This is a genomic window from Pseudomonas sp. NPDC087614, assembly GCF_044743485.1.
Lineage (GTDB): Bacteria > Pseudomonadota > Gammaproteobacteria > Pseudomonadales > Pseudomonadaceae > Aquipseudomonas > Aquipseudomonas baetica_A.
On the sequence record NZ_JBIUWN010000015.1, the window covers coordinates 77,305 to 100,260 of the forward strand.

Annotated in this window: 22 protein-coding genes and 2 pseudogenes; 12 read left to right on the plus strand and 12 right to left on the minus strand. The window is 59.3% G+C overall.

Going from position 1 to position 22,956, the window contains the following annotated elements; all coding sequences use genetic code 11:
- Window positions 1-80: 80 nt before the first annotated feature.
- From ACIOWA_RS08710 to ACIOWA_RS08730, 5 genes are all read left to right on the plus strand, one after another.
- Window positions 81-1,316, plus strand: a complete 1,236-nt coding sequence (locus ACIOWA_RS08710; RefSeq protein WP_339434180.1) for a 3-methyl-2-oxobutanoate dehydrogenase (2-methylpropanoyl-transferring) subunit alpha — start codon at window positions 81-83, stop codon at window positions 1,314-1,316.
- Window position 1,317: 1 nt separating this feature from the next.
- Complete coding sequence (locus ACIOWA_RS08715) at window positions 1,318-2,376, plus strand: alpha-ketoacid dehydrogenase subunit beta (protein ID WP_064390582.1); 1,059 nt, start codon at window positions 1,318-1,320, stop codon at window positions 2,374-2,376.
- On the plus strand, window positions 2,377-3,651 hold the full coding sequence (locus ACIOWA_RS08720; protein WP_401159300.1) for a dihydrolipoamide acetyltransferase family protein: 1,275 nt from the start codon (window positions 2,377-2,379) through the stop codon (window positions 3,649-3,651).
- A 7-nt stretch (window positions 3,652-3,658) separates the two neighbouring features.
- On the plus strand, window positions 3,659-5,032 hold the full coding sequence (gene lpdA, locus ACIOWA_RS08725; RefSeq protein ID WP_339434182.1) for a dihydrolipoyl dehydrogenase: 1,374 nt from the start codon (window positions 3,659-3,661) through the stop codon (window positions 5,030-5,032).
- Window positions 5,033-5,263: 231 nt separating this feature from the next.
- Window positions 5,264-6,283, plus strand: coding sequence for a branched-chain amino acid aminotransferase (locus ACIOWA_RS08730; protein WP_401159302.1), 1,020 nt, complete (start codon window positions 5,264-5,266; stop codon window positions 6,281-6,283).
- 66 nt (window positions 6,284-6,349) lie between these two features.
- On the opposite strand, the gene ACIOWA_RS08735 is transcribed toward ACIOWA_RS08730, so the two are convergent.
- From ACIOWA_RS08735 to ACIOWA_RS08745, 3 genes are all read right to left on the minus strand, one after another.
- Complete coding sequence (locus ACIOWA_RS08735) at window positions 6,350-7,171, minus strand: TIGR03915 family putative DNA repair protein (protein WP_401159304.1); 822 nt, start codon at window positions 7,169-7,171, stop codon at window positions 6,350-6,352.
- Window positions 7,168-8,388 carry a putative DNA modification/repair radical SAM protein gene (locus ACIOWA_RS08740; protein ID WP_339434215.1) on the minus strand — a complete coding sequence of 407 codons (1,221 nt, stop codon included), beginning with the start codon at window positions 8,386-8,388 and terminating at the stop codon, window positions 7,168-7,170. The genes ACIOWA_RS08735 and ACIOWA_RS08740 overlap by 4 nt, the downstream gene beginning before the upstream one ends.
- 83 nt (window positions 8,389-8,471) lie before the next feature.
- On the minus strand, window positions 8,472-9,230 hold the full coding sequence (locus ACIOWA_RS08745) for an ArsR/SmtB family transcription factor (RefSeq protein ID WP_401159306.1): 759 nt from the start codon (window positions 9,228-9,230) through the stop codon (window positions 8,472-8,474).
- 78 nt (window positions 9,231-9,308) lie between these two features.
- Here ACIOWA_RS08745 and ACIOWA_RS08750 point away from each other — a divergent pair, with 78 nt between their 5' ends.
- Window positions 9,309-10,418 (plus strand): cytochrome P450, encoded by a 1,110-nt coding sequence (locus tag ACIOWA_RS08750; protein ID WP_339434217.1) that lies wholly within the window; start codon window positions 9,309-9,311, stop codon window positions 10,416-10,418.
- A gap of 45 nt (window positions 10,419-10,463) precedes the next feature.
- Here the strand turns inward: ACIOWA_RS08750 and ACIOWA_RS08755 are convergent.
- The 3 genes and pseudogenes from ACIOWA_RS08755 to ACIOWA_RS08765 all read right to left on the minus strand — a co-directional run.
- A pseudogene (locus ACIOWA_RS08755) lies at window positions 10,464-10,583 on the minus strand (cation transporter); the annotation flags it as partial.
- Window positions 10,584-10,609: 26 nt separating this feature from the next.
- Window positions 10,610-11,878, minus strand: a complete 1,269-nt coding sequence (locus ACIOWA_RS08760) for an Nramp family divalent metal transporter (RefSeq protein ID WP_339466382.1) — start codon at window positions 11,876-11,878, stop codon at window positions 10,610-10,612.
- Window positions 11,879-11,991: 113 nt separating this feature from the next.
- Window positions 11,992-12,531, minus strand: a complete 540-nt coding sequence (locus tag ACIOWA_RS08765; RefSeq protein WP_339434219.1) for a chalcone isomerase family protein — start codon at window positions 12,529-12,531, stop codon at window positions 11,992-11,994.
- Between the two features lie 145 nt (window positions 12,532-12,676).
- Here ACIOWA_RS08765 and ACIOWA_RS08770 point away from each other — a divergent pair, with 145 nt between their 5' ends.
- On the plus strand, window positions 12,677-13,450 hold the full coding sequence (locus ACIOWA_RS08770) for a hypothetical protein (protein ID WP_401159309.1): 774 nt from the start codon (window positions 12,677-12,679) through the stop codon (window positions 13,448-13,450).
- Between the two features lie 84 nt (window positions 13,451-13,534).
- Window positions 13,535-14,098 (plus strand): hypothetical protein, encoded by a 564-nt coding sequence (locus ACIOWA_RS08775; protein WP_221733624.1) that lies wholly within the window; start codon window positions 13,535-13,537, stop codon window positions 14,096-14,098.
- On the opposite strand, the gene ACIOWA_RS08780 is transcribed toward ACIOWA_RS08775, so the two are convergent.
- The 4 genes from ACIOWA_RS08780 to ACIOWA_RS08795 form a co-directional block, all read right to left on the minus strand.
- Window positions 14,088-14,804 carry a prolyl oligopeptidase family serine peptidase gene (locus tag ACIOWA_RS08780; protein ID WP_339434221.1) on the minus strand — a complete coding sequence of 239 codons (717 nt, stop codon included), beginning with the start codon at window positions 14,802-14,804 and terminating at the stop codon, window positions 14,088-14,090. The genes ACIOWA_RS08775 and ACIOWA_RS08780 overlap by 11 nt on opposite strands.
- 182 nt (window positions 14,805-14,986) lie before the next feature.
- Entirely contained in the window at window positions 14,987-16,099 is a 1,113-nt protein-coding gene (locus tag ACIOWA_RS08785; RefSeq protein WP_339434222.1) for a succinylglutamate desuccinylase/aspartoacylase family protein, read from the minus strand.
- A 195-nt stretch (window positions 16,100-16,294) separates the two neighbouring features.
- Window positions 16,295-17,074: an ABC transporter substrate-binding protein gene (locus ACIOWA_RS08790; protein ID WP_221733627.1), complete on the minus strand. Its 780-nt coding sequence runs from the start codon at window positions 17,072-17,074 to the stop codon at window positions 16,295-16,297.
- Window positions 17,075-17,318: 244 nt separating this feature from the next.
- Window positions 17,319-17,747, minus strand: coding sequence for a rhodanese-like domain-containing protein (locus tag ACIOWA_RS08795; RefSeq protein WP_339434224.1), 429 nt, complete (start codon window positions 17,745-17,747; stop codon window positions 17,319-17,321).
- A 102-nt stretch (window positions 17,748-17,849) separates the two neighbouring features.
- Here ACIOWA_RS08795 and ftrA point away from each other — a divergent pair, with 102 nt between their 5' ends.
- The gene (gene ftrA, locus ACIOWA_RS08800) at window positions 17,850-18,824 is read left to right on the plus strand and encodes a transcriptional regulator FtrA (protein WP_401159312.1); all 975 of its coding nucleotides are present in this window, start codon (window positions 17,850-17,852) and stop codon (window positions 18,822-18,824) included.
- Window positions 18,825-19,385: 561 nt separating this feature from the next.
- Here the strand turns inward: ftrA and ACIOWA_RS08805 are convergent.
- Window positions 19,386-19,745 carry a DUF6124 family protein gene (locus ACIOWA_RS08805; RefSeq protein ID WP_339538667.1) on the minus strand — a complete coding sequence of 120 codons (360 nt, stop codon included), beginning with the start codon at window positions 19,743-19,745 and terminating at the stop codon, window positions 19,386-19,388.
- 443 nt (window positions 19,746-20,188) lie between these two features.
- Between ACIOWA_RS08805 and ACIOWA_RS08810 the strand changes: the two are divergent.
- A pseudogene (locus ACIOWA_RS08810) lies at window positions 20,189-20,359 on the plus strand (IS256 family transposase); the annotation flags it as partial.
- A gap of 191 nt (window positions 20,360-20,550) precedes the next feature.
- Window positions 20,551-21,624, plus strand: coding sequence for an NAD(P)/FAD-dependent oxidoreductase (locus ACIOWA_RS08815; RefSeq protein ID WP_401159314.1), 1,074 nt, complete (start codon window positions 20,551-20,553; stop codon window positions 21,622-21,624).
- A gap of 192 nt (window positions 21,625-21,816) precedes the next feature.
- On the opposite strand, the gene imm45 is transcribed toward ACIOWA_RS08815, so the two are convergent.
- The gene (gene imm45 / locus ACIOWA_RS08820) at window positions 21,817-22,152 is read right to left on the minus strand and encodes an Imm45 family immunity protein (RefSeq protein WP_081744377.1); all 336 of its coding nucleotides are present in this window, start codon (window positions 22,150-22,152) and stop codon (window positions 21,817-21,819) included.
- A gap of 506 nt (window positions 22,153-22,658) precedes the next feature.
- Between imm45 and ACIOWA_RS08825 the strand changes: the two genes are divergently transcribed.
- The coding region (locus ACIOWA_RS08825; protein ID WP_401159316.1) for a VOC family protein at window positions 22,659-22,956 on the plus strand (298 nt) is incomplete at its 3' end.

The window sequence follows — 22,956 nt, forward strand, 5'->3', positions numbered from 1 at the left end:
TGTTGTAGGACAAGATTTCTTTTACCGAAGAATGACTGCCAGCTCACTACAAGAAATTCACAAGATCGAGCGTAGAAGCCATGACCCAAGCGTATGAACCGCTGCGTCTGCACGTCCCTGAACCTTCGGGCCGCCCAGGCTGCAAAACCGACTTTTCCTACCTGCATCTGACCGATGCCGGTACGGTGCGCAAACCTCCCATCAACGTAGAACCCGCCGACACCGCCGACCTGGCCCGTGGCCTGATTCGCGTGCTCGACGATCAAGGCAACGCTCTGGGCCCCTGGGCTGAAAACGTGCCGGTGGAGATTCTCCGCAAGGGCATGCGCGCCATGCTCAAGACGCGGATCTACGACAACCGGATGGTCGTCGCCCAGCGTCAGAAAAAGATGTCCTTCTACATGCAGAGCCTGGGCGAAGAAGCCATCGGCAGCGCTCAGGCCCTGGCGCTGAACATCGACGACATGTGCTTCCCGACCTACCGCCAGCAAAGCATCCTGATGGCCCGCGAGGTACCGCTGGTCGACTTGATCTGCCAACTGCTGTCCAACGAGCGCGATCCGCTCAAGGGCCGTCAGTTGCCGATCATGTACTCGGTGAAAGACGCCGGGTTCTTCACCATCTCCGGCAACCTCGCGACCCAGTTCATTCAGGCCGTGGGCTGGGGCATGGCTTCGGCAATCAAGGGCGACACCAAAATCGCCTCGGCGTGGATCGGCGACGGCGCCACCGCCGAATCGGATTTCCACACCGCCCTCACCTTCGCTCACGTTTACCGCGCGCCGGTAATCCTCAACGTGGTCAATAACCAGTGGGCGATCTCGACCTTCCAGGCCATCGCCGGCGGTGAAGCCACCACCTTCGCCGGACGCGGCGTCGGTTGCGGCATCGCCTCACTGCGGGTTGACGGCAACGACTTCTACGCGGTCTACGCCGCTTCCGCCTGGGCTGCCGAACGTGCCCGCCGTAACCTTGGCCCGACCATGATCGAGTGGGTCACCTACCGCGCCGGCCCGCACTCGACCTCCGACGATCCGTCGAAATACCGCCCTGCCGACGACTGGAGCCATTTCCCGCTGGGCGACCCGATTGCCCGCCTGAAACAGCACTTGATCAAGGTCGGCCACTGGTCGGACGAAGAACATGCCGCCGTCAGTGCCGAACTCGAAGCTGAAGTGATTGCCGCACAGAAACAGGCCGAACAGTACGGCACCCTCGCCGGCGGCCAGATCCCGAGCGCCGCAACCATGTTCGAAGACGTCTACAAAGAGATGCCGGAGCACTTGAAGCGCCAGCGTCAGCAGTTGGGGATCTGACATGAACGATCACAACAACAATATTCAGTTGGAAACCGCCATGACCACGACCACCATGACCATGATCCAGGCCCTGCGCTCGGCCATGGATGTGATGCTTGAGCGTGATGACAATGTCGTCGTGTTCGGTCAGGACGTCGGTTATTTCGGTGGCGTGTTCCGTTGCACCGAAGGCCTGCAAACCAAGTACGGCACCTCGCGAGTATTCGACGCGCCGATCTCCGAAAGCGGCATCGTCGGCGTCGCCGTCGGCATGGGCGCTTACGGCCTGCGCCCGGTGGCCGAGATCCAGTTTGCCGACTATGTCTACCCGGCTTCCGACCAGATCATTTCCGAAGCGGCGCGCCTGCGTTACCGCTCGGCTGGCGAGTTCACCGCACCCATGACCCTGCGCATGCCTTGCGGTGGCGGTATTTACGGCGGCCAGACCCACAGCCAGAGCATCGAGGCGATGTTCACTCAAGTCTGCGGCCTGCGCACCGTCATGCCATCCAACCCGTATGACGCCAAGGGCCTGCTGATCGCCTCCATCGAAAACGATGACCCGGTGATCTTTCTTGAGCCAAAGCGCCTGTACAACGGCCCGTTCGACGGTCACCACGACCGTCCGGTAACGCCGTGGTCAAAACACCCGCAAGCCCAGGTTCCGGACGGCTATTACACCGTGCCGCTGGACGTCGCCGCGATCACCCGTCCAGGCAAGGACGTGACCGTGTTGACCTACGGCACCACCGTTTATGTGTCGCAAGTCGCCGCTGAAGAGAGCGGTGTCGACGCCGAAGTCATCGACCTGCGCAGCCTGTGGCCGCTGGACCTGGACACCATCGTCAAGTCGGTTAAGAAAACCGGGCGCTGCGTCGTGGTCCACGAAGCCACACGCACCTGCGGTTTCGGCGCCGAACTGGTGTCGTTGGTGCAAGAGCATTGCTTCCATCACCTGGAAGCGCCAATCGAACGCGTCACCGGTTGGGACACCCCCTACCCGCACGCGCAAGAGTGGGCGTATTTCCCTGGGCCGTCCCGAGTGGGCGCGGCGCTGAAACGGGTCATGGAGGTCTGAATGGGCACGCACGTTATCAAGATGCCGGACATCGGCGAAGGCATCGCAGAAGTAGAGCTGTCGCAATGGCACGTCAAGGTGGGCGATCTGGTCGTTGAAGATCAGGTGCTGGCCGATGTGATGACCGACAAGGCGATGGTCGATATCCCGTCGCCGGTACACGGCAAGGTCATTGCGCTGGGCGGTCAGCCGGGCGAAGTGATGGCGGTCGGCAGTGTACTGATCAGCATTGAAGTGGAAGGCGCGGGTAACTTGAAAGAGTCCGCAGCCCCTGCACCCGTCAAAGAGGCAGCGGTTGCCGTACCTGCGAAAACCGAAACTCCCGTTGAAAACAAATCCGCCGCCATAGCGCGCCCGGCCCCTGCCTGCCAAGGCCCGGTGGTTGCCCGCGAGGCCGATGAACGTCCGCTGGCCTCGCCGGCCGTGCGTAAACATGCACTGGATCTGGGTATTCAGTTGCGCCTGGTACGCGGCACTGGCCCGGCCGGCCGCGTCTTGCACGACGACCTCGAAGCCTATCTGGCGCAAGGTCAATCCAACGCCTCGGCGCCTGCATCGGCGGCCTACGCCCAGCGTCACGACGAAGAGCAGATTCAAGTGATCGGCATGCGCCGCAAGATCGCCCAGCGCATGCAGGACGCCACTCAGCATGCCGCGCACTTCAGCTATGTCGAAGAAATCGACGTCACCGCGATCGAAGAACTGCGCGCGCATTTGAATGCAAAGCATGGCGCCAGCCGTGGCAAATTGACCTTGCTGCCATTTCTGGTGCGCGCGCTCGTGGTTGCCCTGCGCGACTTCCCGCAGATGAACGCCCGTTACGATGACGAAGCCCAGGTCATCACCCGCCTCAGCGCAGTGCATGTCGGCGTCGCCACGCAAAGCGATGTCGGCCTGATGGTCCCGGTGGTGCGTCACGCCGAGGCGCGCAGCCTGTGGGACAGCGCCGCTGAAATTTCGCGCCTGGCCAACGCTGCACGCCATGGCAAGGCCAGCCGCGACGAACTGTCAGGTTCGACCATCACCCTGACCAGCCTCGGTGCGCTGGGTGGCATCGTCAGCACGCCGGTGCTGAACCTGCCGGAAGTGGCAATCGTCGGCGTCAACAAAATCGTCGAGCGGCCAATGGTCGTCAAAGGCCAGGTGGTGATCCGCAAGATGATGAACCTCTCCAGCTCCTTCGATCACCGTGTGGTCGATGGCATGGACGCGGCGCTCTTTATCCAGGCCATTCGTGGCTTGCTCGAACAACCCGCCACTTTGTTTGTGGAGTAAGGCGCGCATGCAAACTTTGAACACCACGCTGCTGATCATCGGCGGCGGCCCCGGCGGTTATGTGACGGCGATTCGCGCCGGGCAACTGGGTATAGCGACGATTCTGGTGGAGGGCCAATCGCTGGGCGGCACCTGCCTGAACATCGGCTGCATTCCGTCCAAGGCACTGATCCATGTGGCTGAGCAGTTTCATCAGACTCAGCATCACCATCAGCACTCGGCGCTGGGCATCAGCGTTCCGGCACCGACTCTGGACATTAACAAGAGCGTCGAGTGGAAAGATGGCATTGTTGATCGCCTGACCACTGGCGTCGCCGCCCTGCTGAAAAAGAACAAGGTTCAAGTGATCCAAGGCTGGGCCAACGTCATCGACGGCAAAACCGTCGAAGTGGCTGGCACTCGCATTCAGTGCGAACACTTGGTACTGGCCACCGGTTCCACCAGCGTTAACTTGCCGATCCTGCCCATTGGCGGTCCGATCATTTCCTCCACCGAAGCTCTGGCGCCAAAGTCAGTGCCCAAGCGTTTGGTGGTGGTCGGTGGCGGTTACATCGGTCTGGAGTTGGGTATTGCTTATCGCAAGCTCGGTGCCGAGGTCAGTGTGGTCGAAGCGCAGGATCGCATCCTGCCGGCCTACGACGCCGAACTGACGCAACCGGTGCACGAAGCGCTGAAGCAACTGGGCGTAAAACTGTATCTCAAGCACAGTGTTCTGGGTTTCGACGGCACTTTGCAGGTGCGTGATCCGAACGGCGACACCCTGAATCTGGAAACCGATCAAGTGCTGGTCGCCGTCGGTCGCAAACCCAACACTCAGGGCTGGAACCTCGAAGCGCTGAATCTGCAGATGAACGGCTCGGCGATCAAGATCGACAGCCGCTGCCAGACCAGCATGCGCAACGTCTACGCCATCGGTGACCTGAGCGGCGAGCCGATGCTGGCTCACCGCGCCATGGCGCAAGGCGAAATGGTCGCCGAACTGATCAGCGGCAAACACCGCGAATTCAACCCCACCGCCATCGCAGCCGTTTGCTTCACCGACCCGGAACTGGTGGTGGTCGGCCAGACGCCGGACGAGGCCAGGACGGCCGGGCTGGACTGCATCGTGGCCAGCTTCCCGTTCGCCGCCAATGGCCGGGCGATGACTCTGGAGTCCAAAAGCGGCTTTGTGCGGGTGGTCGCTCGTCGGGACAATCATGTGATTGTCGGCTGGCAGGCGGTGGGAGTCGGTGTTTCCGAGTTGTCGACTGCGTTTGCGCAGAGCCTGGAAATGGGCGCACGACTGGAAGACATTGGCGGCACCATTCACGCGCATCCGACACTGGGTGAAGCGGTGCAGGAAGCAGCGTTGCGAGCTCTTGGACATGCGTTGCATCTGTAAAGGAGGGTGGCAGTGATGGCCTCTTCGCAAGCAAGCCCGTTCCCACAGGGGGAATGCATTTCAAATGTGTGTGGGCTTGCTGGCGAATTCTTGAGGCCAACACGATTTATCTGTCTGTCATCCGATAGTCCGGGCTGCGAAACCGCTCAAGAATGAAGTATTGTTGTGCCCATCCAAAAAACGTCAGAAGCCTTGAACCGTTTCGACGGTTGTTCAGTGATAGAGGGTGTCATGGGTAACGAAAGCATCAATTGGGACAAGCTGGGTTTTGACTACATCAAGACCGACAAACGCTATCTGTCGTACTTTCGCGATGGCGAGTGGGACAAAGGCACCCTGACCGAAGATAACGTGCTGCACATCAGCGAAGGCTCGACGGCCCTTCACTATGGCCAGCAGTGCTTCGAAGGCATGAAGGCCTATCGTTGCAAGGACGGTTCGATCAACCTGTTCCGCCCGGACCAGAATGCCCTGCGAATGCAACGCAGTTGCGCGCGTCTGCTGATGCCAATGGTGGAAACCGAGCAGTTCATCGAAGCCTGTAAGGCAGTGGTTCGCGCCAACGAGCGTTTCATCCCGCCGTACGGCACCGGCGGCGCGCTGTACCTGCGTCCGTTCGTGATCGGCGTGGGTGACAACATCGGCGTGCGTACTGCTCCCGAGTTCATCTTCTCGATCTTCTGCATCCCGGTTGGCGCCTACTTCAAAGGCGGCCTGACCCCGCACAACTTCCAGATTTCCAGCTACGACCGCGCCGCCCCACAAGGCACCGGTGCAGCCAAGGTCGGCGGTAACTATGCGGCCAGCCTGATGCCAGGCTCCAAAGCGAAGCAAGCCCACTTCGCCGACGCTATCTATCTGGATCCGATGACCCACACCAAGATCGAGGAAGTCGGTTCGGCCAACTTCTTCGGGATCACCCACGACAACAAATTCGTGACCCCGAAGTCGCCATCGGTACTGCCGGGCATCACTCGTCTGTCGCTGATCGAACTGGCCAAATCGCGCCTGGGCCTGGAAGTGGTTGAAGGTGATGTGCTGATCGACAAGCTCTCCGACTTCAAGGAAGCCGGCGCTTGCGGCACTGCTGCCGTGATCACCCCGATCGGTGGCATCAGCTACAACGACCATCTGCACGTATTCCACAGCGAAACCGAAGTCGGCCCTGTGACCCAGAAGCTCTACAAAGAACTGACCGGCGTGCAAACCGGCGACATCGAAGCGCCAGCGGGCTGGATCGTCAAGGTTTGATCTGACGGCCGCAGATGCAAGAAAGCCCCCACGGAGTGATCCGTTGGGGGCTTTTTATTTGATCGTTTATTTATGCGCAATACGTTTACCCGACCGACCGGCAATCCCGCTCGCTTGCCCATCCTGTTGTTTGCCCATGCGCGCCTGAGTAATCAGCCCGGGAATCAACTCCCCCTCCGGCAGGTTTTTCCAGAAGCGCACCGGCAAATGCCCTTGCATGACTTTTGGATTCAACCGCGCCGGGTTGAAGATGTGGCTGTAATAGGTCAACCAGAGATCGCCATGCGGATCATCGACGTTCTGCGCCAATTGCTGCCACTCCACGGGGCACCGGCGCTGATGGATCAATTGTTCGCCGTCGTAATACACCCCGTCACGGGGTGTGGCGATCAACCAGCGGTGGCGGCCCATGCGTGCGACGAAATGCTCACTGGCACAGTGCAGGATGTCGTGGGCCGGTTCATGCCACGCCACGTATTGCGGCCCTGGCAGATCTTTCGGTCGCTCGATGAAGCGCACGAATGCATGGAGGTGATGCGCTTCGCGCTGAACTTGCTTGATCCGCCGCTGCAATTCACTGCCCAGCTTGTCGCCGGCCATCATCGCCGTGCGGTCGCCGTGACTGACGCGCCACAACACTTCATACAGCAGGCTCCAGCGCTGGTCGCCCCGATAACTGGCTGCACGCTCCAGGGTGTCGAGCAAGGTACGCGGGATGCGCGCCTGAAACGGCCCTTGGCCTTTGGGCACGGACTGGTCGCCGGCAAACAGATCGCCCACCCCTTCCGAGGCCCAGCTCACCAGGCTCGGATCGATTTCATGGCTCAGTAACCAGCGAGCCTGTTGCCGCCAAGTGTCGAACAGGTCATCGCAATCCAGATCGATCATCCCCACAACCCCATCTGTTGCGGCATCGGCCGGTCGCGCAATTGCTGATACAGCATATGACTGGTGACCTCGGCTTGCTGCGGATGGTAATCGCTGGTGATGATGAACGGCCTGGCTTTGGCCAGTACGCACCGCATGCGCGCCACGTCCTCGTAGCGAATCCGCCGCTGTCGGCGCAGCTCCACCAGGCGTTCGGTGGTGCGCAGGCCAATACCGGGAATACGGGCGATCAGGGCCGGTTCAGCACGATTGAGGTCCAGCGGAAACACCTCGCGATTCTGCAACGCCCACGCCAGTTTCGGATCGATATCCAGCGCCAGATTCCCCGGCCCCTTGAGCAGCTCACCGGCGCTGTAGCCATAGCTGCGCAAGAGAAAATCGGCCTGATACAACCGATGCTCACGCATCAAGGGGGGCGCAGCCAGCGGTACGCTTTTCGGGCTGTCGGGGATCGGACTGAACGCCGAATAGTAAACCCGGCGCAGCCGGAAGTTGCCGTACAACGCCTGCGCACTGTGGAGAATGGTGCTGTCGTCGGTGTCGTCAGCGCCGACGATCATCTGGGTGCTTTGCCCGGCCGGCGCGAATTTAGGCGCGCGTGGTTCGTTGCGCACGGTCTGTTCGCCGGTGTAGATGGTCCGCATAGCCTGTTTGATCGAGACAATCTGTTTCTCTGGCGCCAGGGTTTGCAGGCTGGCATCGGTGGGCAACTCGATGTTGACGCTCAAGCGATCGGCGTAACGCCCGGCCTCCTCGATCAGTGCCGGGTCAGCTTCGGGAATGGTCTTGAGGTGGATATAACCGCGAAACTCGTGCTCTTCGCGCAGAAGCTTCGCAACCCGCACCAGTTGCTCCATGGTGTAGTCCGCGGAGCGGATGATCCCGGAGCTGAGAAACAGCCCGCTGACACAGTTGCGCCGATAGAAATCCAGGGTCAACGCCACGACTTCTTCCGGCGTGAAACGGGCACGCGGCACGTCGCTGGAACGGCGGTTGACGCAGTATTGGCAGTCGTAAAGACAGAAATTGGTCAGCAGAATCTTCAGTAGCGACACGCAGCGCCCGTCCGGCGTGTAGCTGTGGCAAATGCCCATGCCATCGGTCGAGCCTACTCCGCTCTTGCCCTCGGAACTGCGCTTGGGCGCACCGCTGCTCGCGCAGGATGCGTCGTACTTGGCGGCGTCGGCGAGGATGCTGAGCTTGTCGATGATTTGCATGGCGAAGGCTCTTTACTGGTTGCATATACAGTATCGAGTCTATTGGATTGGCACAAGGTGCAAAGCAGATCAAACGCTCGCCGCTACAGGGGAACGCCATGATCGGCAGGCGTTGCCACGGACGGCGATGTTTTAAGCCTTGCTTGCGCCGCCAATTGGATACCGAACCGCGCGCTGAGCGCTCTGTGCCCCGCCGCTGTCAGCGCCAATGCCCGACTGTCCAGATCCTGCGTCACCCATTTGCGCTCCAACGCGGTTTGCAGCAGTGCAGCGCCCAGCGCCCCCCCTAGGTGTGGCCGGCGCATGCTCCAATCCAGGCACGGGCAGGCAAACTTGCGGCGCAGTGCATTCAAGTCCTGCACTTCAATACCCAACCCTGCAAATAACGCCGCGCCACTGTCACTCAAGCGATACGTCTGCTCGTCGGTTTCCACCAGCCACCCGGCATCGATCAAACGGTCATGCAGCAACACCGCCAACGTTCCGGCCATGTGGTCGTAACAGGTGCGGGCAAATTGCAGGCGATCCGGCGTGTGCGGCTTGAAGGTCGGCGCGGCGCTCTGGCCGATCACCATCAGGGCTTCCAGCGCCTGGGCGACGCGTTTGTCGGCGAGGCTGTAATAACGATGGCGGCCCTGCACATGCAGACGCACCAACGCCAGATCCTTCAGTTTGCTCAGGTGCGCGCTGGCGGTGGACGCACTGACTTCGCCGATAGCCGCCAGCTCCGTGCTGGTGCGGGCGTGACCGTCCATCAGCGCGCAGAGGATTTTCGTCCGGGTCGGTTCCGCGATGGCGGCGGCCACTTGCGAGACGCCGATGTCTTGATGTTCTGCGTGCATATTTCGCTCCCCGACGAATCATCGCCGTTACAGACTGGAGATAGTAGCAACACTTTCCTCTCCGACAAGGCTACGAACATGGACCCGATCGTCGCGGCGACGCATGCCGACCCCTACCCGTATTACGAAACACTGCGCGCCGAGGGAGGGCTGATGTTTCACCCCGAACTGAAATTGTGGGTCGCCAGCACGGCCCGTGCGGTTTGTGCGGTTCTGGCTCATCCCGACTGCCGGGTGCGTCCGGTGCAGGAGCCGGTGCCCAAAGCGATCGCCGAGGGCATGGCCGGTAAAGTCTTCGGTCAGTTGATGCGAATGAACGAAGACGAAACCCAGCGCTGTCCACGTTCGGCCATCGAGCCGGCATTGACGCTGGTCGACAGCGATGAAGTTCAGGCGTTGGTGAGCGCACGCCTGATCTGCGCGAACGCCGATGGCGTGCATAAAGCCATGTTCAGGGGGCCGGTCTGTGTGGTCGCGGTGTTGCTCGGGTTCGCCCCCGCACAGGCTCGGGCAATCAGTGAGTTGACCGGGGATTTTGTCGCGTGCCTGTCACCGTTGAGCAATGACGTGCAACTGGCGGCCGCCCACGCAGCGGCGCAGCAGTTGCACGGATATTTCACCGAGTTGCTCGCCGGCCCGCGGGAGCAAACGACTTTGCTGGCCGGCATCACGCAGCGATTCGAGGGGAGCGAGCAAACCCTGATCGCCAACCTGATCGGTCTCTGCTCACAGACGTTTGAAGCGTGCGCAGGATTGATCGGCAATGCGCTGGTGGCTTTGCGGCGAGCCCCAGCGCTACGCACAGCCTCCATTGAGGCGCTACTGGCTGAAGTGCAGCGCTTCGACCCTGCGGTGCAGAACACCCGGCGATTTGTCGCAACCTCCTGCGACATCGACGGGGTTCGCCTGGAGGCGGGCCAGGTGATTGTGCTGCTACTGGCCTCGGCCAACCGTGATCCTGCACTCAATGAAAACCCCGACCGGTTTGCACTGGATCGCCCCAACCGCCGCAGTTTCAGTTTTGGCAGCGGTCGCCATCAGTGTCCGGGGCAAGCGCTGGCGATGACGATTGCCAGCGCAACGGTCAAGGCAATCGTCGATCTCGGCATCGATCTTGATCGCCTGAGCTGGCACTACCGCCCTTCTCTTAACGGGCGCATTCCACTGTTCAGCGAGGTACAGCGTTAGGCGCGGTGCAATTCGATGGTCAGGTGCGATAGCTCATGCACCGGGCTCATCGGTGGCGTCGAGCAATACGGCAGCGCTGTCACGCATCAGGTTGTAGGCCCATTTGGCGATGACAATGGCGCCGACAATACCCAGGGCCGGGTCCAGCCACACCCAGCCGACGAAGGTGTGCGAATAGATTAGTCAGTCGCTCAGACCGCCAATTGCAAAATCAACCAGCTATTGGCCCCGCTGATCAGCACAAACAAGCCCCACGCCAGCACGCGAGTCGGCCAGCGGTTCACGAATGGCCCCATCAGTTGCTTGTCGTTGGTCATGCGAATCAGCGGATACAAGGCAAACGGCAGTTGCAGGCTCAACACCACCTGGCTGAGCACCAGCAATTTGCCCACTGCGCCGTCACCCATGAGCCAAACACCGATGAACGCCGGAATCAACGCCAGTCCTCGGGTAATCAGCCGCCGTTGCCAGCAGGGAATCCGCAGATTCAGGTAACCCTCCATGATCACCTGGCCGGCGATGGTGCCGGTAAAGGTCGAGCTCTGCCCGGACGCGAGCAACGCCACACCGAACAGCACGCTGGCCAGCGCGCCGCCCACCAGTGGGTCCAGCAGGTGATAGGCATCCTGAATCTCTACCACGTCGGTATGACCGGACTGGTGAAAAGCGGCCGCCGCGAGGATCAGAATTGCCGCGTTGACCAGTAACGCCAGCGCCAGCGAACCGATGGTGTCGATGCGCGCGAGTTTCACCGCGTCCTGTTTGCTCGCCAGATCCTTACCGATCATCCGCGTCTGCACGATGGAGGTGTGCAAATAAAGGTTATGCGGCATGACGGTGGCGCCCAGAATGCCGATCGCCAGGTACAACGGCGCGGCATCGCTGATGGCGGCCAGTGACGGTTTGAAGCCCTGAGCCACGTCCGGCCAGTACGGCTTGATCAGCAACAATTCAACGAAAAAACACACGCCAATGGTGGCGACCAACACCAGCATGATCGCTTCGAGGCGGCGGAACCCGCGATTCTGCAGGGCCAACACCAGCAACGTATCGAAGGCTGTCAGCGCGATACCGAACGTCAGCGAACAACCAAGCAACAAGTGAAACGCCAGCGCGCAACCAAGGACTTCGGCAAGGTCGGTGGCAATAATCGAGATCTCTGCCAACACCCATTGCAGCCGCGCAGTCGGGGTGCTGTAGCGCTCGCGGGACAATTGCGCCAGATCGCGGCCGGTGGCGATGCCCAGGCGCGAACACAGGCATTGCACGACCATGCCAGCCAGACTCGCCAGCAGCACGACAAACAGCAGGCTGTAGCCAAACCGCGAACCCGCCTCGATCGCCGTCGCCCAGTTGCCCGGATCCATATAGCCGATCGACACCAGCAAGCCAGGGCCGGCGAAGCGCAGCACGCGCTTGAAAAACGAAGCATTGGGATCTACCGCAACGCTGCCAGCCACTTCCGGCGGGCAAAACGGCGCGGTGGCGATTTTGGGCAAGCTGAATTTCACGCACACATCCAGAAACAAGTCGAAAGACGCAGCTTAGACGTTTCGCCCCCTGTGATGAAAGCTCAGGATCCGGCCACACCCAGTAGTTGCTGACGCAATTCGGGACTGCGTGTACGTGGACTCAACCAGATATCAAAAAATGCGCGGGCGAACTGTGGGTCGTCGATTTCGTGCTGCAACTGTTGGCCAACAAAAAACCGCGCCCCCTGCCCCGGCAAATAAACCCCGGTGATGCGGGTGCCTGCACGGACGTCGACGAACGCCTGCTGCATTTGCGTCTGCCAGACGGCCAGTTGCGCCGGGCTGATCGAAGAACCCGCCAGACGTTTGATTTCATCCACACTGGCCTCGACCAGATCGTCGCGAGAAATCCTGCGCAGGTAGATCAACTCCAGCGCAAAGGGCTGCCCCTCCACCAGCGGTTGGGCGGCGCTCCACAGCCGCGCGTTATAAACGTCGAAACCGAACACACTGAAATCGCCGGTGCCGATGATTCTGGCGCCGGGCACTTCGTCCTGCCAGTTGGCCCAGGCAGGCGCCACCAGCAAGGCCCACAAGCCGATGGCGCAGCACCCACGCCAGACATTCTGTGTTCTGCTCATCACGTCATCGACTCCGGTAAACCCTGATAGACAAAGCATAGCCTGTGTGCCTTCGGCATTTTGTATACAACAAAGCCTCACATATGCGGCAATCCGTTGACAGCGATGCTACCGTGACCGCCTCTCACCCGACGGAGACACCTGCGTGCTGATCCTCAAGTTGCTGTTGATTCCCGGTTTTCTGCTGCTGATATCTTTGGCGGGCAAACACTGGGGGCCAAGCGTGGCCGGGTGGCTGTCGGGGTTGCCGGTGGTCGTTGGGCCGATCCTGTTTTTCCTCGCCATCGAACAGGGCCCAGCGTTTGCAGCGCAATCAGCGGTGGCCGCGTTGTCAGCGATGTTCGCGATGATTGCGTTCTGCATCACCTACGCGCAGGTCGCGCAACGGGCCAACTGGGCTTGGGCGTTGAGCATGTCCCTGGCGGTCTGGGCTTTGCTGGCACTGGTACTGTCACGGATTCCCGCGTCTCTGCCGTTTTCGGTGCTGGCGGCGGCGGTTGCCCTACTGGCGGCGCCCTACCTGTTTCCCAACGTGCAGCCGCCGCTCAGCAGTCCGGTTCCGAAGTCGGACAGATTGATCTGGCGGATGATCGCCGGCGCCGCGCTGACGCTGGTGGTGACCATGCTCGCAAGCACTGTCGGCGAACGCTGGAGCGGCCTGCTTGCGGTGTTCCCGGTGCTTGGCAGTGTGATGGCGGTGTTTTCCCAGCAAACCCGCGGCCCTGAATTTACCGCCGCACTGCTACGGGCGACCGCGACGGGAATGTATTCGTTCTCGGCGTTTTGTCTGGTCTCGGCACTGACATTGCCGACCCTGGGCCTTGGTGGATTTGCCTTGGGAGTGGCGGTGTCGGTGGCGATGCTGGGCGTCACCAGGCTGCTATTGGCCCGCCCCGCCCCCAGGCAACAGACGCAATAACCCGTCAGACGAATCGCGCTGGAATGCTCTGCATGCTCCGTGGGATGATCGCCCGCCTCGCGCGACCATTCACCGGAGATTCCCATGTCATTGCTGAGCAAAAAAGCCGTCGTCCTGTTAGTCGCGGCTGTCGCCGGTCTAGGCGCCATCAACGCTCAAGCGGCCAAGCCCAAGGAAAAAGCCGCCACCGAGAAGGTCTCGATGCTGGGTGGCAAGTTCACCTTCGTGCTGCCCAAAGGCTTCGTTGCCGACCCGCTACCCGCTAGCCCGACCGGCGCCAAGGGCACCATGTACACCAACCAGGCGACTAAAACCGTGGTCATCGCCGCCGAAAACCAGATTCCCGAAGGCAACAACGTCAAGGACAACGACAGCGAGTTCCTCGACGGTAGCGTCTCTGACTTCATCGACGCCCAGCGCAAAGCCTTGCCGGACTTCAACAAACTCAGCGAAAAAAGCCTGACCCGCAAAGGCACAGGGCTGGGCCTGCGTCAGGTCGACAGCACCGCCACTCAGGGCGGCGGCCAGACGCTCAACACCACGTTGATGGCCGGTTCCGGTACGAAGATGGCACTGGTCCAGGTGATCTCGCGGGTCAGCGACAAGCAAGGTCACGATGCGCTGGTGAAAACCATCCTCAAGGATTGAGTTGCTGCAACCAGCCATTCAGATCCCGCAGTTCGGCCGCGCTGATGCTGTGGCCGACCCCGGGATAAGCGTGAAACTGCGGTGTGTATTTGAGCTTCTGCAGCCGCTCGTTGGCGGCAGTGCCGTCGCGATACGGCACGCGATCATCGGCGGTGCCATGGCCGATGAAGATGCTCAGCGGCAGCGGTTGTTGTTCAGGCCTGAGCTCGGCTTTCAACACCGGCAATAAACGCCCGCTCAACGCCGCGATGCCGCCCACGGCCACGGGTGGGCGCAGCCCCACCTCGTAGGTCATCATGGCGCCCTGACTGAAACCGATCAGGTACACCTTGTCCGGCGTGGTGTGATATTTCTTCGCCGCTTGCGCGACAAAATCCCTCAGCTTCTGACCGCTGACCTTCAGATCATCAGTCTCGCCGTTGTAGGCGCCTTCGCCTTTTTTGCGAAACCACTGGAATCGCCCTTCACCCAACGCCAACGGAGCCTGCACGGAGAGGTAGTTGTACTGCGCCGGCAGCTGGAATTTCATGCCGATCAGATCGGCCTCGTTACTGCCGTAGCCGTGCAGGAAAATCACCAGCGGACGCGGATCGGCGTCTGGGTGAACCTGTTCGATGTACTTGAGCGGCAGATCGCTTTGCAGGGTGGTTTGAGCCTGAACAGCGCTGGACGCCAGCAGGGTCAACAGAGCAAACACCTTCAACATACGTTTTCCTCCACTGGGTGCAGGGTTTGGGGTGAGCCTAACACCCTGAAACGAGGATCCAAATGACGGGGATTGCTGATGCCGCCTTCGCTGGCAAGCCACACACAATAATCTGTGCCGTTCACAAAACCCGTGGGAGCGGGCTTGCCCGCGAAGGAGCCTCTGAACACAGCAAAAATCTGTCAGTCGTTCGTCAGTTTGCCCGTGCGAAACGGCACCCGCCCCGCCACTTTCGCCTGCCAGATACCCGGCTCGGTATAGCGCCCACGATCAATCGCAAACAACACCCCGCTGGTGCCGGCGTGGATCGTGGTCACGCGATCCTGAAGGGGATCAACCACCTCAAACAACGCATCGCCCTTCTCTACCCACTCGCCCGCATTGCGCAGGAAACTCACCACACCATGGTGCGGCGCGAACAAATATTCGGTGCCTTCGAACGGCATCCCCTCACAGCACTCTTTCGGCGCTGCCGGCCATTCGCCGCTGATGAACCCTTGCTCGGCGAGAAACCCGAGAATCGCCTCGCAATTGGCCTGAGCCTGATCGACACGCGTATCGCCCATGCTGCCCAGCTCCAGCGTTGTCGCGAGGTTGGCCGGTGGAATCGCCGCGTCGGGGAACGCCCGCGCCAGGCGCAGCCACGGCGTCGAGCAGGACTCATCGAACGAGCTGCCGCCAGAGTCCTCACACAGCAACGCCACGCCAGCCTTCAACCGCGCCGCCAGCGATTGCCACTGCGGCCAGTGTTGCGGCAGCGCGTAGAGGTGAATCGAGGCTTCAAAATCGCAATGCAGGTCGAGGGTGATGTCGGCATCACAGGCATGGCGCAGCAACAAACGGTGCAGCGCTTCCAGTGGCGAGGCCGGTGCCGGCAGGTCATCGAAAACCTGACCCATGGCTTGGCGAATCAGCGCGATGTTGGCGTCAGCATCGGCGCCCAATTGATCACCGATCAACGCCGCCACCGGGGCGCTGAGTTCGACGAAGGCACGGTTGAAATTCTTGCCGCTGCCCAGTTCGAAACGGCCCATGTGCGCGCCTTGCAGGTGTTGATCCAGGCCGATCGGGTTGGCCACCGGCACCAGCTCAACCACACCTTGCAAACGGCCTTGGGCTTCGAGTTCATTCAGACGTTGTTTGAGCTCCCACGCGGTGCGCATGCCTGGCAGTTCATCGGCGTGCAGGCTGGCCTGAATGTAAACCTTGCGGGTGCCGGCGCCGTAACGAAACACGCTGAGGGAACGTTCGCTGCCCAGGTGGCTCCAGGGCAGAACATGGTCGATGCGTTGCATGGGTAACTCCTGAATAACGGATCACTGAGATCCCCTGTGGGAGCGGGCTTGCTCGCCAATACGGTGTATCAGCCCACGAAACGGTTGAATGTCAAACCGTATTGGCGAGCAAGCCCGCTCCCACAACGTTCTCGTGTTGATCAGAGCGTAAAAAAGTGGCCACCGCGTTAACGGGGCCACTTTTTCTACAGCGTATTAATGGCCGTACACGTCAAAGTCGAAGTACTTGTCCTGCACTTGCTTGTACTTGCCGTTGGCGCGGATTTCGGTGATGGCCTTGTTGAATTGCTCAGCCAGCGCGGTATCGCCCTTGCGCACTGCAATACCGGCGCCGCCGCCGAAGTATTTGGCGTCTTCATAGGTCGGGCCGACGAATTCAAAGCCTTTGCCGGCGTCGGTTTTCAGGAAACCGTCGCTCAGGTTGACCGAGTCGGCCAGCATCGCGTCGAGGCGACCGGAGACCATATCGAGGTTGGCTTCCTGCTGCGAGCCGTAGCGCACCAGATCAATCCCGGCCGGGACCAGCACTTCGGTGGCGTAGCGGTCGTGGGTACTGGCACGCAGTACGCCGACTTTCTTGCCTTTGAGTTCGGTCAGCGGGTCTTTGACACCCGAACCTTCCTTCATCACGAAACGTGCAGGCGTGTGGTAGTACTTGATGGTGAAATCGACGTTTTTCTTGCGATCGTCAGTGATGGTCATCGAGGACAGGATCGCGTCGATTTTTTTCACTTTCAGCGCCGGGATCAGGCCGTCGAATTCCTGCTCGACCCAGGTACATTTGACTTTCATCTGCTCACACAGCGCATCGCCGATATCCACGTCGAAGCCGGCGAGTTTGCCGTCAGGGGTTTTCATCGAGAATGGCGGGTAACCGGCTTCGATACCGATGCGGATCGGCTTGGCGTCTTCGGCCACAGCGGTCAGGGACAACATCGACAGTGCCAGGGCACCAAACATCACTAGCTTCTTCATTTATAACTCCTGTGTGCGGAGGCTTTTATTGGCAGCTTCGATTCAACGTTCGGTCATGGCCAGTTAACGGCAAAAAACCGAAGTGGCCGGCAGTCTATGGCGGCGCGCACAGGGCAAATTGTTTTTAAGCGACAAATACTTACAGAAGATCGGCGCACCGGCTGACCGGGGTCAACAGGTGCGCCGTCGTGGTGCAAAGGCTGTAGGACAAGCGCTGCTTTCGTTCAATAAACCTTGAAAAGCGTCAGCATTCGCAACCGAGTGACACTGCGGCAACAGACGAATCACTGAGCGAAAAACCCTCATCCAGCCACCCGGTCACGCCGCCGATCATTTCCTTGACCGGGTAACCCAGCGCCGCCAGTTTCACCGCTGCCTTGTTGGCGCCGTTGCAATGTGGGCCCGCGCAATAGACCACGAACAGCGTGTTTTTCGAGTAACTCGCCAAACCTTCAGCCGTCAGCAAGCGCCCCGGCATATTGATCGCGCCCGGCACATGGCCACGCTCGAAAGCCAGCGGTCCACGCACATCGACCAACACAAAGTCGACCTCACCGGCCTCTTGGCTGCTGAATACGTCGGAACAATCGGTTTCGAAGGTCAGACGGTTGCTGAAATGCATCAGGGCAATCGCCGAGGGAGCGGCAGGAATTTCGCGAACAAGGCTGGGCATCGGGTATTGCTCCTTCATCTGATCGGGTATGAACAGACTTTATCGAGCCGCAGCCTGCCGCTACAGTGGCGGACAAGACACTCATCGGGAATTTTCCGCCAAATGCCAACATCACCAGGTCTGGTCGCGATTCTGGCCTACGACGGCCTCTGCACTTTCGAGTTCGGCATCGCCGTGGAGATCTTCGGTCTGGCCCGGCCGGAGTTCGATTTCCCTTGGTACGAGCATGCGATTGCTGCGGTCGATCAAGGGCCGATGCGCGCCATGGGCGGGATTCAGGTGTTGGCCGACGGCGGTCTGGAACTGCTGGCCGAGGCCCGCACCATCATCATTCCCGGCTGGCGCGACCGGAATGCGGCGGTGCCTCCAGCCTTGATCGATGCGTTACGGCAAGCCCATGAGCGTGGCGCTCGCTTGTTGTCGATTTGTTCCGGGGTATTTGTCCTGGCAGCCACCGGCCTGCTCGACGGCCACGGCGCCACCACCCATTGGCGCTACACCACGGAATTGGCGCAACGCTATCCGACGATTGCGGTCGATCCGGATGTGCTCTACGTCGACGCCGGCCAGTTGATTACCTCGGCAGGCAGCGCAGCCGGCATCGACGCCTGCCTGCACCTGGTGGCGCGGGACTGCGGCACTCAAGTCGCCAACTCAGTGGCGCGACGCCTGGTGATGTCGCCGCAGCGTACCGGCGGGCAGGCGCAGTTCATTCCAACCCCGGTGAGCGCGACGCCGCGCAATGACCTGTCGCGGGTGATGCAGTGGGCGCGCGAGCGCTTGCATGAACCGCTGGAGGTGCGCGATCTGGCCAGTGAAGCGGCGATGAGTGAGCGCACTTTTTTGCGGCGCTTCAGCGAGGCCAGCGGTCAGACGCCCAAAGCGTGGTTGCAGCATGAACGCCTGGCCCGGGCGCGAGAGTTGCTGGAAAGCACCGATCAGCACACCGAACAGATCGCCGAACGCTGTGGTTATCGGTCGGTGGAGAGTTTCCGGGTGGCGTTTCGTGGCGTGGTCGGGGTGCCGCCGTCGGTGTATCGGGAGCGGTTTGGGCGTGAGGTGAAGGTCAGTTCTTGAGTGAATTTTGAAGGCCGCATCGCGAGCAGGCCCGGTAAAACGCAGCATCATTTTGGCATCAGCCATGAGGCTACAGCGCCTGCGCCTTTGCCTACAACTACGCCAGAATCCGCCGGCTTGTGCGGCTTGGGGTCGCCAGTAACTTGGTTCGCGTCACTGAAGGGTCAGTGATCGGGTTTAGTCGCTCGGTGTTATCTCAAGTTCGCAAGCTGTTATTCAGTCGGGTATTTCCATGCCTGCACTCAATGGCGGCTGTGCGCAGGGCGCTTTCGAGAGCGCCGGTAAAGCTTGGGATGCCGGTCGACTAACCTGCGTATAGCTGCCACCTAATGTTTAGTCGCAGAACGGTGTCAGCCTCATTGAGGTTTCCCGGCACATGTTCAAATAAGGCGCCTCAATAACCACACGAAAACGGCGCAGGACAGCACCCGACCCGCGCCCACAGCTTTCAGCGTCGTACACAACATCTGCAATCAGCATAAAACCCCGTGGGAGCGGGCTTGCCCGCGAAGGCGCCAGAATGGACACCCAATCAATCATCAGGTGATCCCGACAGCCGAATCACCCCGGCACTTGCAGATTATCCAACGCCCGATTCACCGCCAGCTCCCCGAGCATGATCAACTGAGCAATCCCCAACAACGCCCGACGCTGCGACGCCGGCAACAGGCTGGCGACGTTCTGGGCGATGGTTTGCGCCGAAGCGAGTGTTTCACTGGCATCGAGCAGCAGTTCTTCATTTTTGTTGTCCGCCGTCACGGCGTACATCCCACGGTTTTTACGTGGAGGCGGCGTGGAACCGGGCGGACAGAGGTAATGGTCGAGCGCACGGTCGGCGGCTTCGTGGAGTTTTTTTGAGTCGAGGGATTCGTAGGGGGAAACCGAGTCGGTTTCGGGCGGGTTGGGTGTTGGTTTGATCATGGTGAAGCTCCTATAAGAATGGAGCCGCCCAGAGCTGTCGCTAAACAGAAAGGTGGCGGCTGTACGCAGGTTAGCGAACCGGTTATAGGCACCCGGCAGACCCAAGGGTCTCCCGCATACAGCCACCATAGCGAAGTCGCAGACATTGAATCTGCGACAAAGCATGGAACGCTGATGCACCTATTTATAAGTCGAGTCGCTAAACCCGATCGCTGATTCATCAGCGACCGCACCACAATAGAACCCGCCCCCAAGGCGCACAAGCCGGCGGATTCTGGCGTAGCTGTAGGCAATTACGCAAGGATGTGTAGCCTGAGAGAGTGTCTGGAGATGTCTTTTTAAACGTTGGTGTTTATCGGAATCCTCATTGCGTCTCGGATCCCACGAAAGAGAGACTGTCAGAAATTTTGTGTTCGGGCGTAACATGTTGAAAAGGAGCATGTATGCCGACCAAAAAGAAACCGGCCTCGGAGGCCAAACCTCAGTTTCCTTCGATCCCGAAAGAGCTGATTGATCAGTTCGTTAAAGGCCCAATGAGCGCCGAAGCGATTCAGGATGCGTCGATGGCGTTCAAAAAGGCGCTTATCGAGCGAGCCCTTGGCGCGGAGCTGGGTCAACCCTCCGAACATTGAGCCGAGAACTCGTGCCGATTTGCTTTCAAAGGGGAATGATTTACTCCAGAAAATAAAACGGTCCCCCACTTTTCAAAACAGTCGGTTGGGAACATCTGCTTTCGGCCAGAAGCGGACATTCGAAAAGCATCCAGCTGTCGTACCATCGGCACGTCGACAAAACGGAGGTTGATATGGGAAATGGTCAGCGCGAACGAGTCGTTGTCATTGGTGCAGGAATCGTAGGCGCGTCACTTGCGTATCACCTAGCTAGTAAAGGTGCGAATGTCATCTTGGTCGAGGCGGAAAGCATAGCGTCTGGAGTGACTGGGAGTTCATTCGCCTGGATCAATACTACGCACCCCGAATCTGACCCAATTGCGCAACTGCGCGCTTCTGCCATCAAAGAGTACCGCCGACTCGAAACACAGCTGCCTGGTATGGAGATACGATGGACAGGCGCCTTGTCATACAGCGTGATGCCGAATGCGGCGCTGTCGGGTTCGGGTAAACAGGCATCGGATAACTTGGTCTGTCTATCGCAGATTCTCGACCTTGAGCCAAATCTTAAGAATCCTCCTGAGTCTGCTTTATTTATGGCGGAAGAAGGGGCGCTCGACGCAGTAGCAGCTACGCATGCGTTAATCGCGGGAGCCGAGGCATGTGGGGCGAAGATTCTTACTCAGACGCGAGTTCTCGGTTTTGTAACGCATGGTGCAAAGGTGTCCGGGGTTGAAACAACAAGCGGCAGCATCGATGCCGATATAGTCGTATTAGCAGCCGGGACAGGCATTACGAAGCTGACAGACATGCTTGAGGTGTCCCTACCAATAATGGCCTCGCCTGCCATTTTCATCCGCTACAAGTCACAACCCAACCTCGTGCGCACTCTGATCTCCAGCCCCGAAATGGAAATAAGACAATGCTCGGACGGAGCGTTGCTGGCGGCAGAAGATTACCTGGACGACTCCATCGAGAATCAACCGTCAGCGGTCGCACTTCGAACTGCCAAGATTATCCGGAACGAACTCCATGGGGTCAATTCAATAGATCTGGAGAGCGCTTGTGTCGGACTCAGACCCATACCTTCCGATGGTATCCCCATTATCGGTTATCTACCCAAAGTGGTCGGCGTCTACGTTTGCGCAATGCACCCCGGAATTACTTTGGCGGCGATAGTCGGGCGCCTTGCCAGCGAGGAAATCATTGACGGCATGGCGTCCAGTGCCCTTTACCCATGCCGGCCCGATAGATTCTCACAAGCATAGTGGCTCCTCCTGTGTGACAGCTATCGGCCAGAAGCGGACAGTCTTACTGGGACTGGGCTGGTATCCCTGAGACTCGAGAGCAGCTATGAAACTCGGGGCGATTCAAAGCACCATTCGAAGACATCTCCCCCCAAGCCCTCCACCGTAGCAAAGCGAAACCAAAAGCCGTCCATACACATACAAGTACTACTTTCAAGCGGTGCTTACCCAACTAGGAGCAGCCGACCTCTCATATAAGAAAACATCGTTCACATCACACTCCGGGTACACCCATTTACTCCAGTTATCAATCAGCCACCTTGTCGAAATCCCGTGACCAGGAGCACGGCTTTCGATAGGGAGCTGAATGAGCATCAACCCTGACTTATTTCCAGACGCAACGACCAAAGAGTGACCAAATTTCTCATCCGGGAGGTCAACAACCATGAAATCCACAACACTTTCATACGGCCAACTTGCTGGCAGTCTAAATATATAGCCGCGCGAAATCAGCTCACCTGCATACTCAACCAGCTTCACACATGCCATTACTTAACCCTCAGTTCATAACCACCAGAAGAGTCTTTTTAGTTATCTACAGGACTAAGATCAAACTTAACATCTCCCATATGCGCTCCGCTCCTACCATTTAACTGCTCGAATCTACCACGCTGGGTATCAACCGAGTAAATAAAAAACGTCTCTCGAATTCATCCTACTGAGACGGCTATCTTTCTTCCACCCAAGCGAATCAGCAACTTCCTTGGCCGTGGTCTTTACAGTCGCCACTCGCTCCCCAGGAGGCAAGCTAACCAACCCTTTCTCGAAATCAGAAGCCGACTGACCGCCTGGAAGGTTATCCACGTGTGGAAAGACAAGGATGGCTAATCAGAGCGACGGTCGCTAACCGGCCAAAAGCTGCCACTCAACGCGACTCGATAATTCCAACCCGAACATGCATCATCGGGCTCGCCACAATCACGTCGCGGCATCGAAGCCATAAGTGCAGAACCTGCCGCCTGCACGAATTAGCATTTTGAAATGGAAGTCATCTCATGTTCGAGCGTAACAAACTGGTTCCGGAGTTAATGGTCACCAACCTGGATAGCAGCCTAGCTTTTTGGGTTTCTTGCTTAGGGTTTAAAATAGCTTATCAACGCCCGGAAGACGGATTTGCATACCTTGATTTGAATGGTGCTCAAGTGATGCTTGAGCAGATTGATTCGGACGCGGGACAATGGCTTGCTGCGCCGTTGATTAAGCCGTTTGGAAGGGGCATCAACCTACAGATTGATGTTGAGGCTGTCGCACCCATCATCCAAAAACTTGATCTGGCTGGATTTCCACTCTATC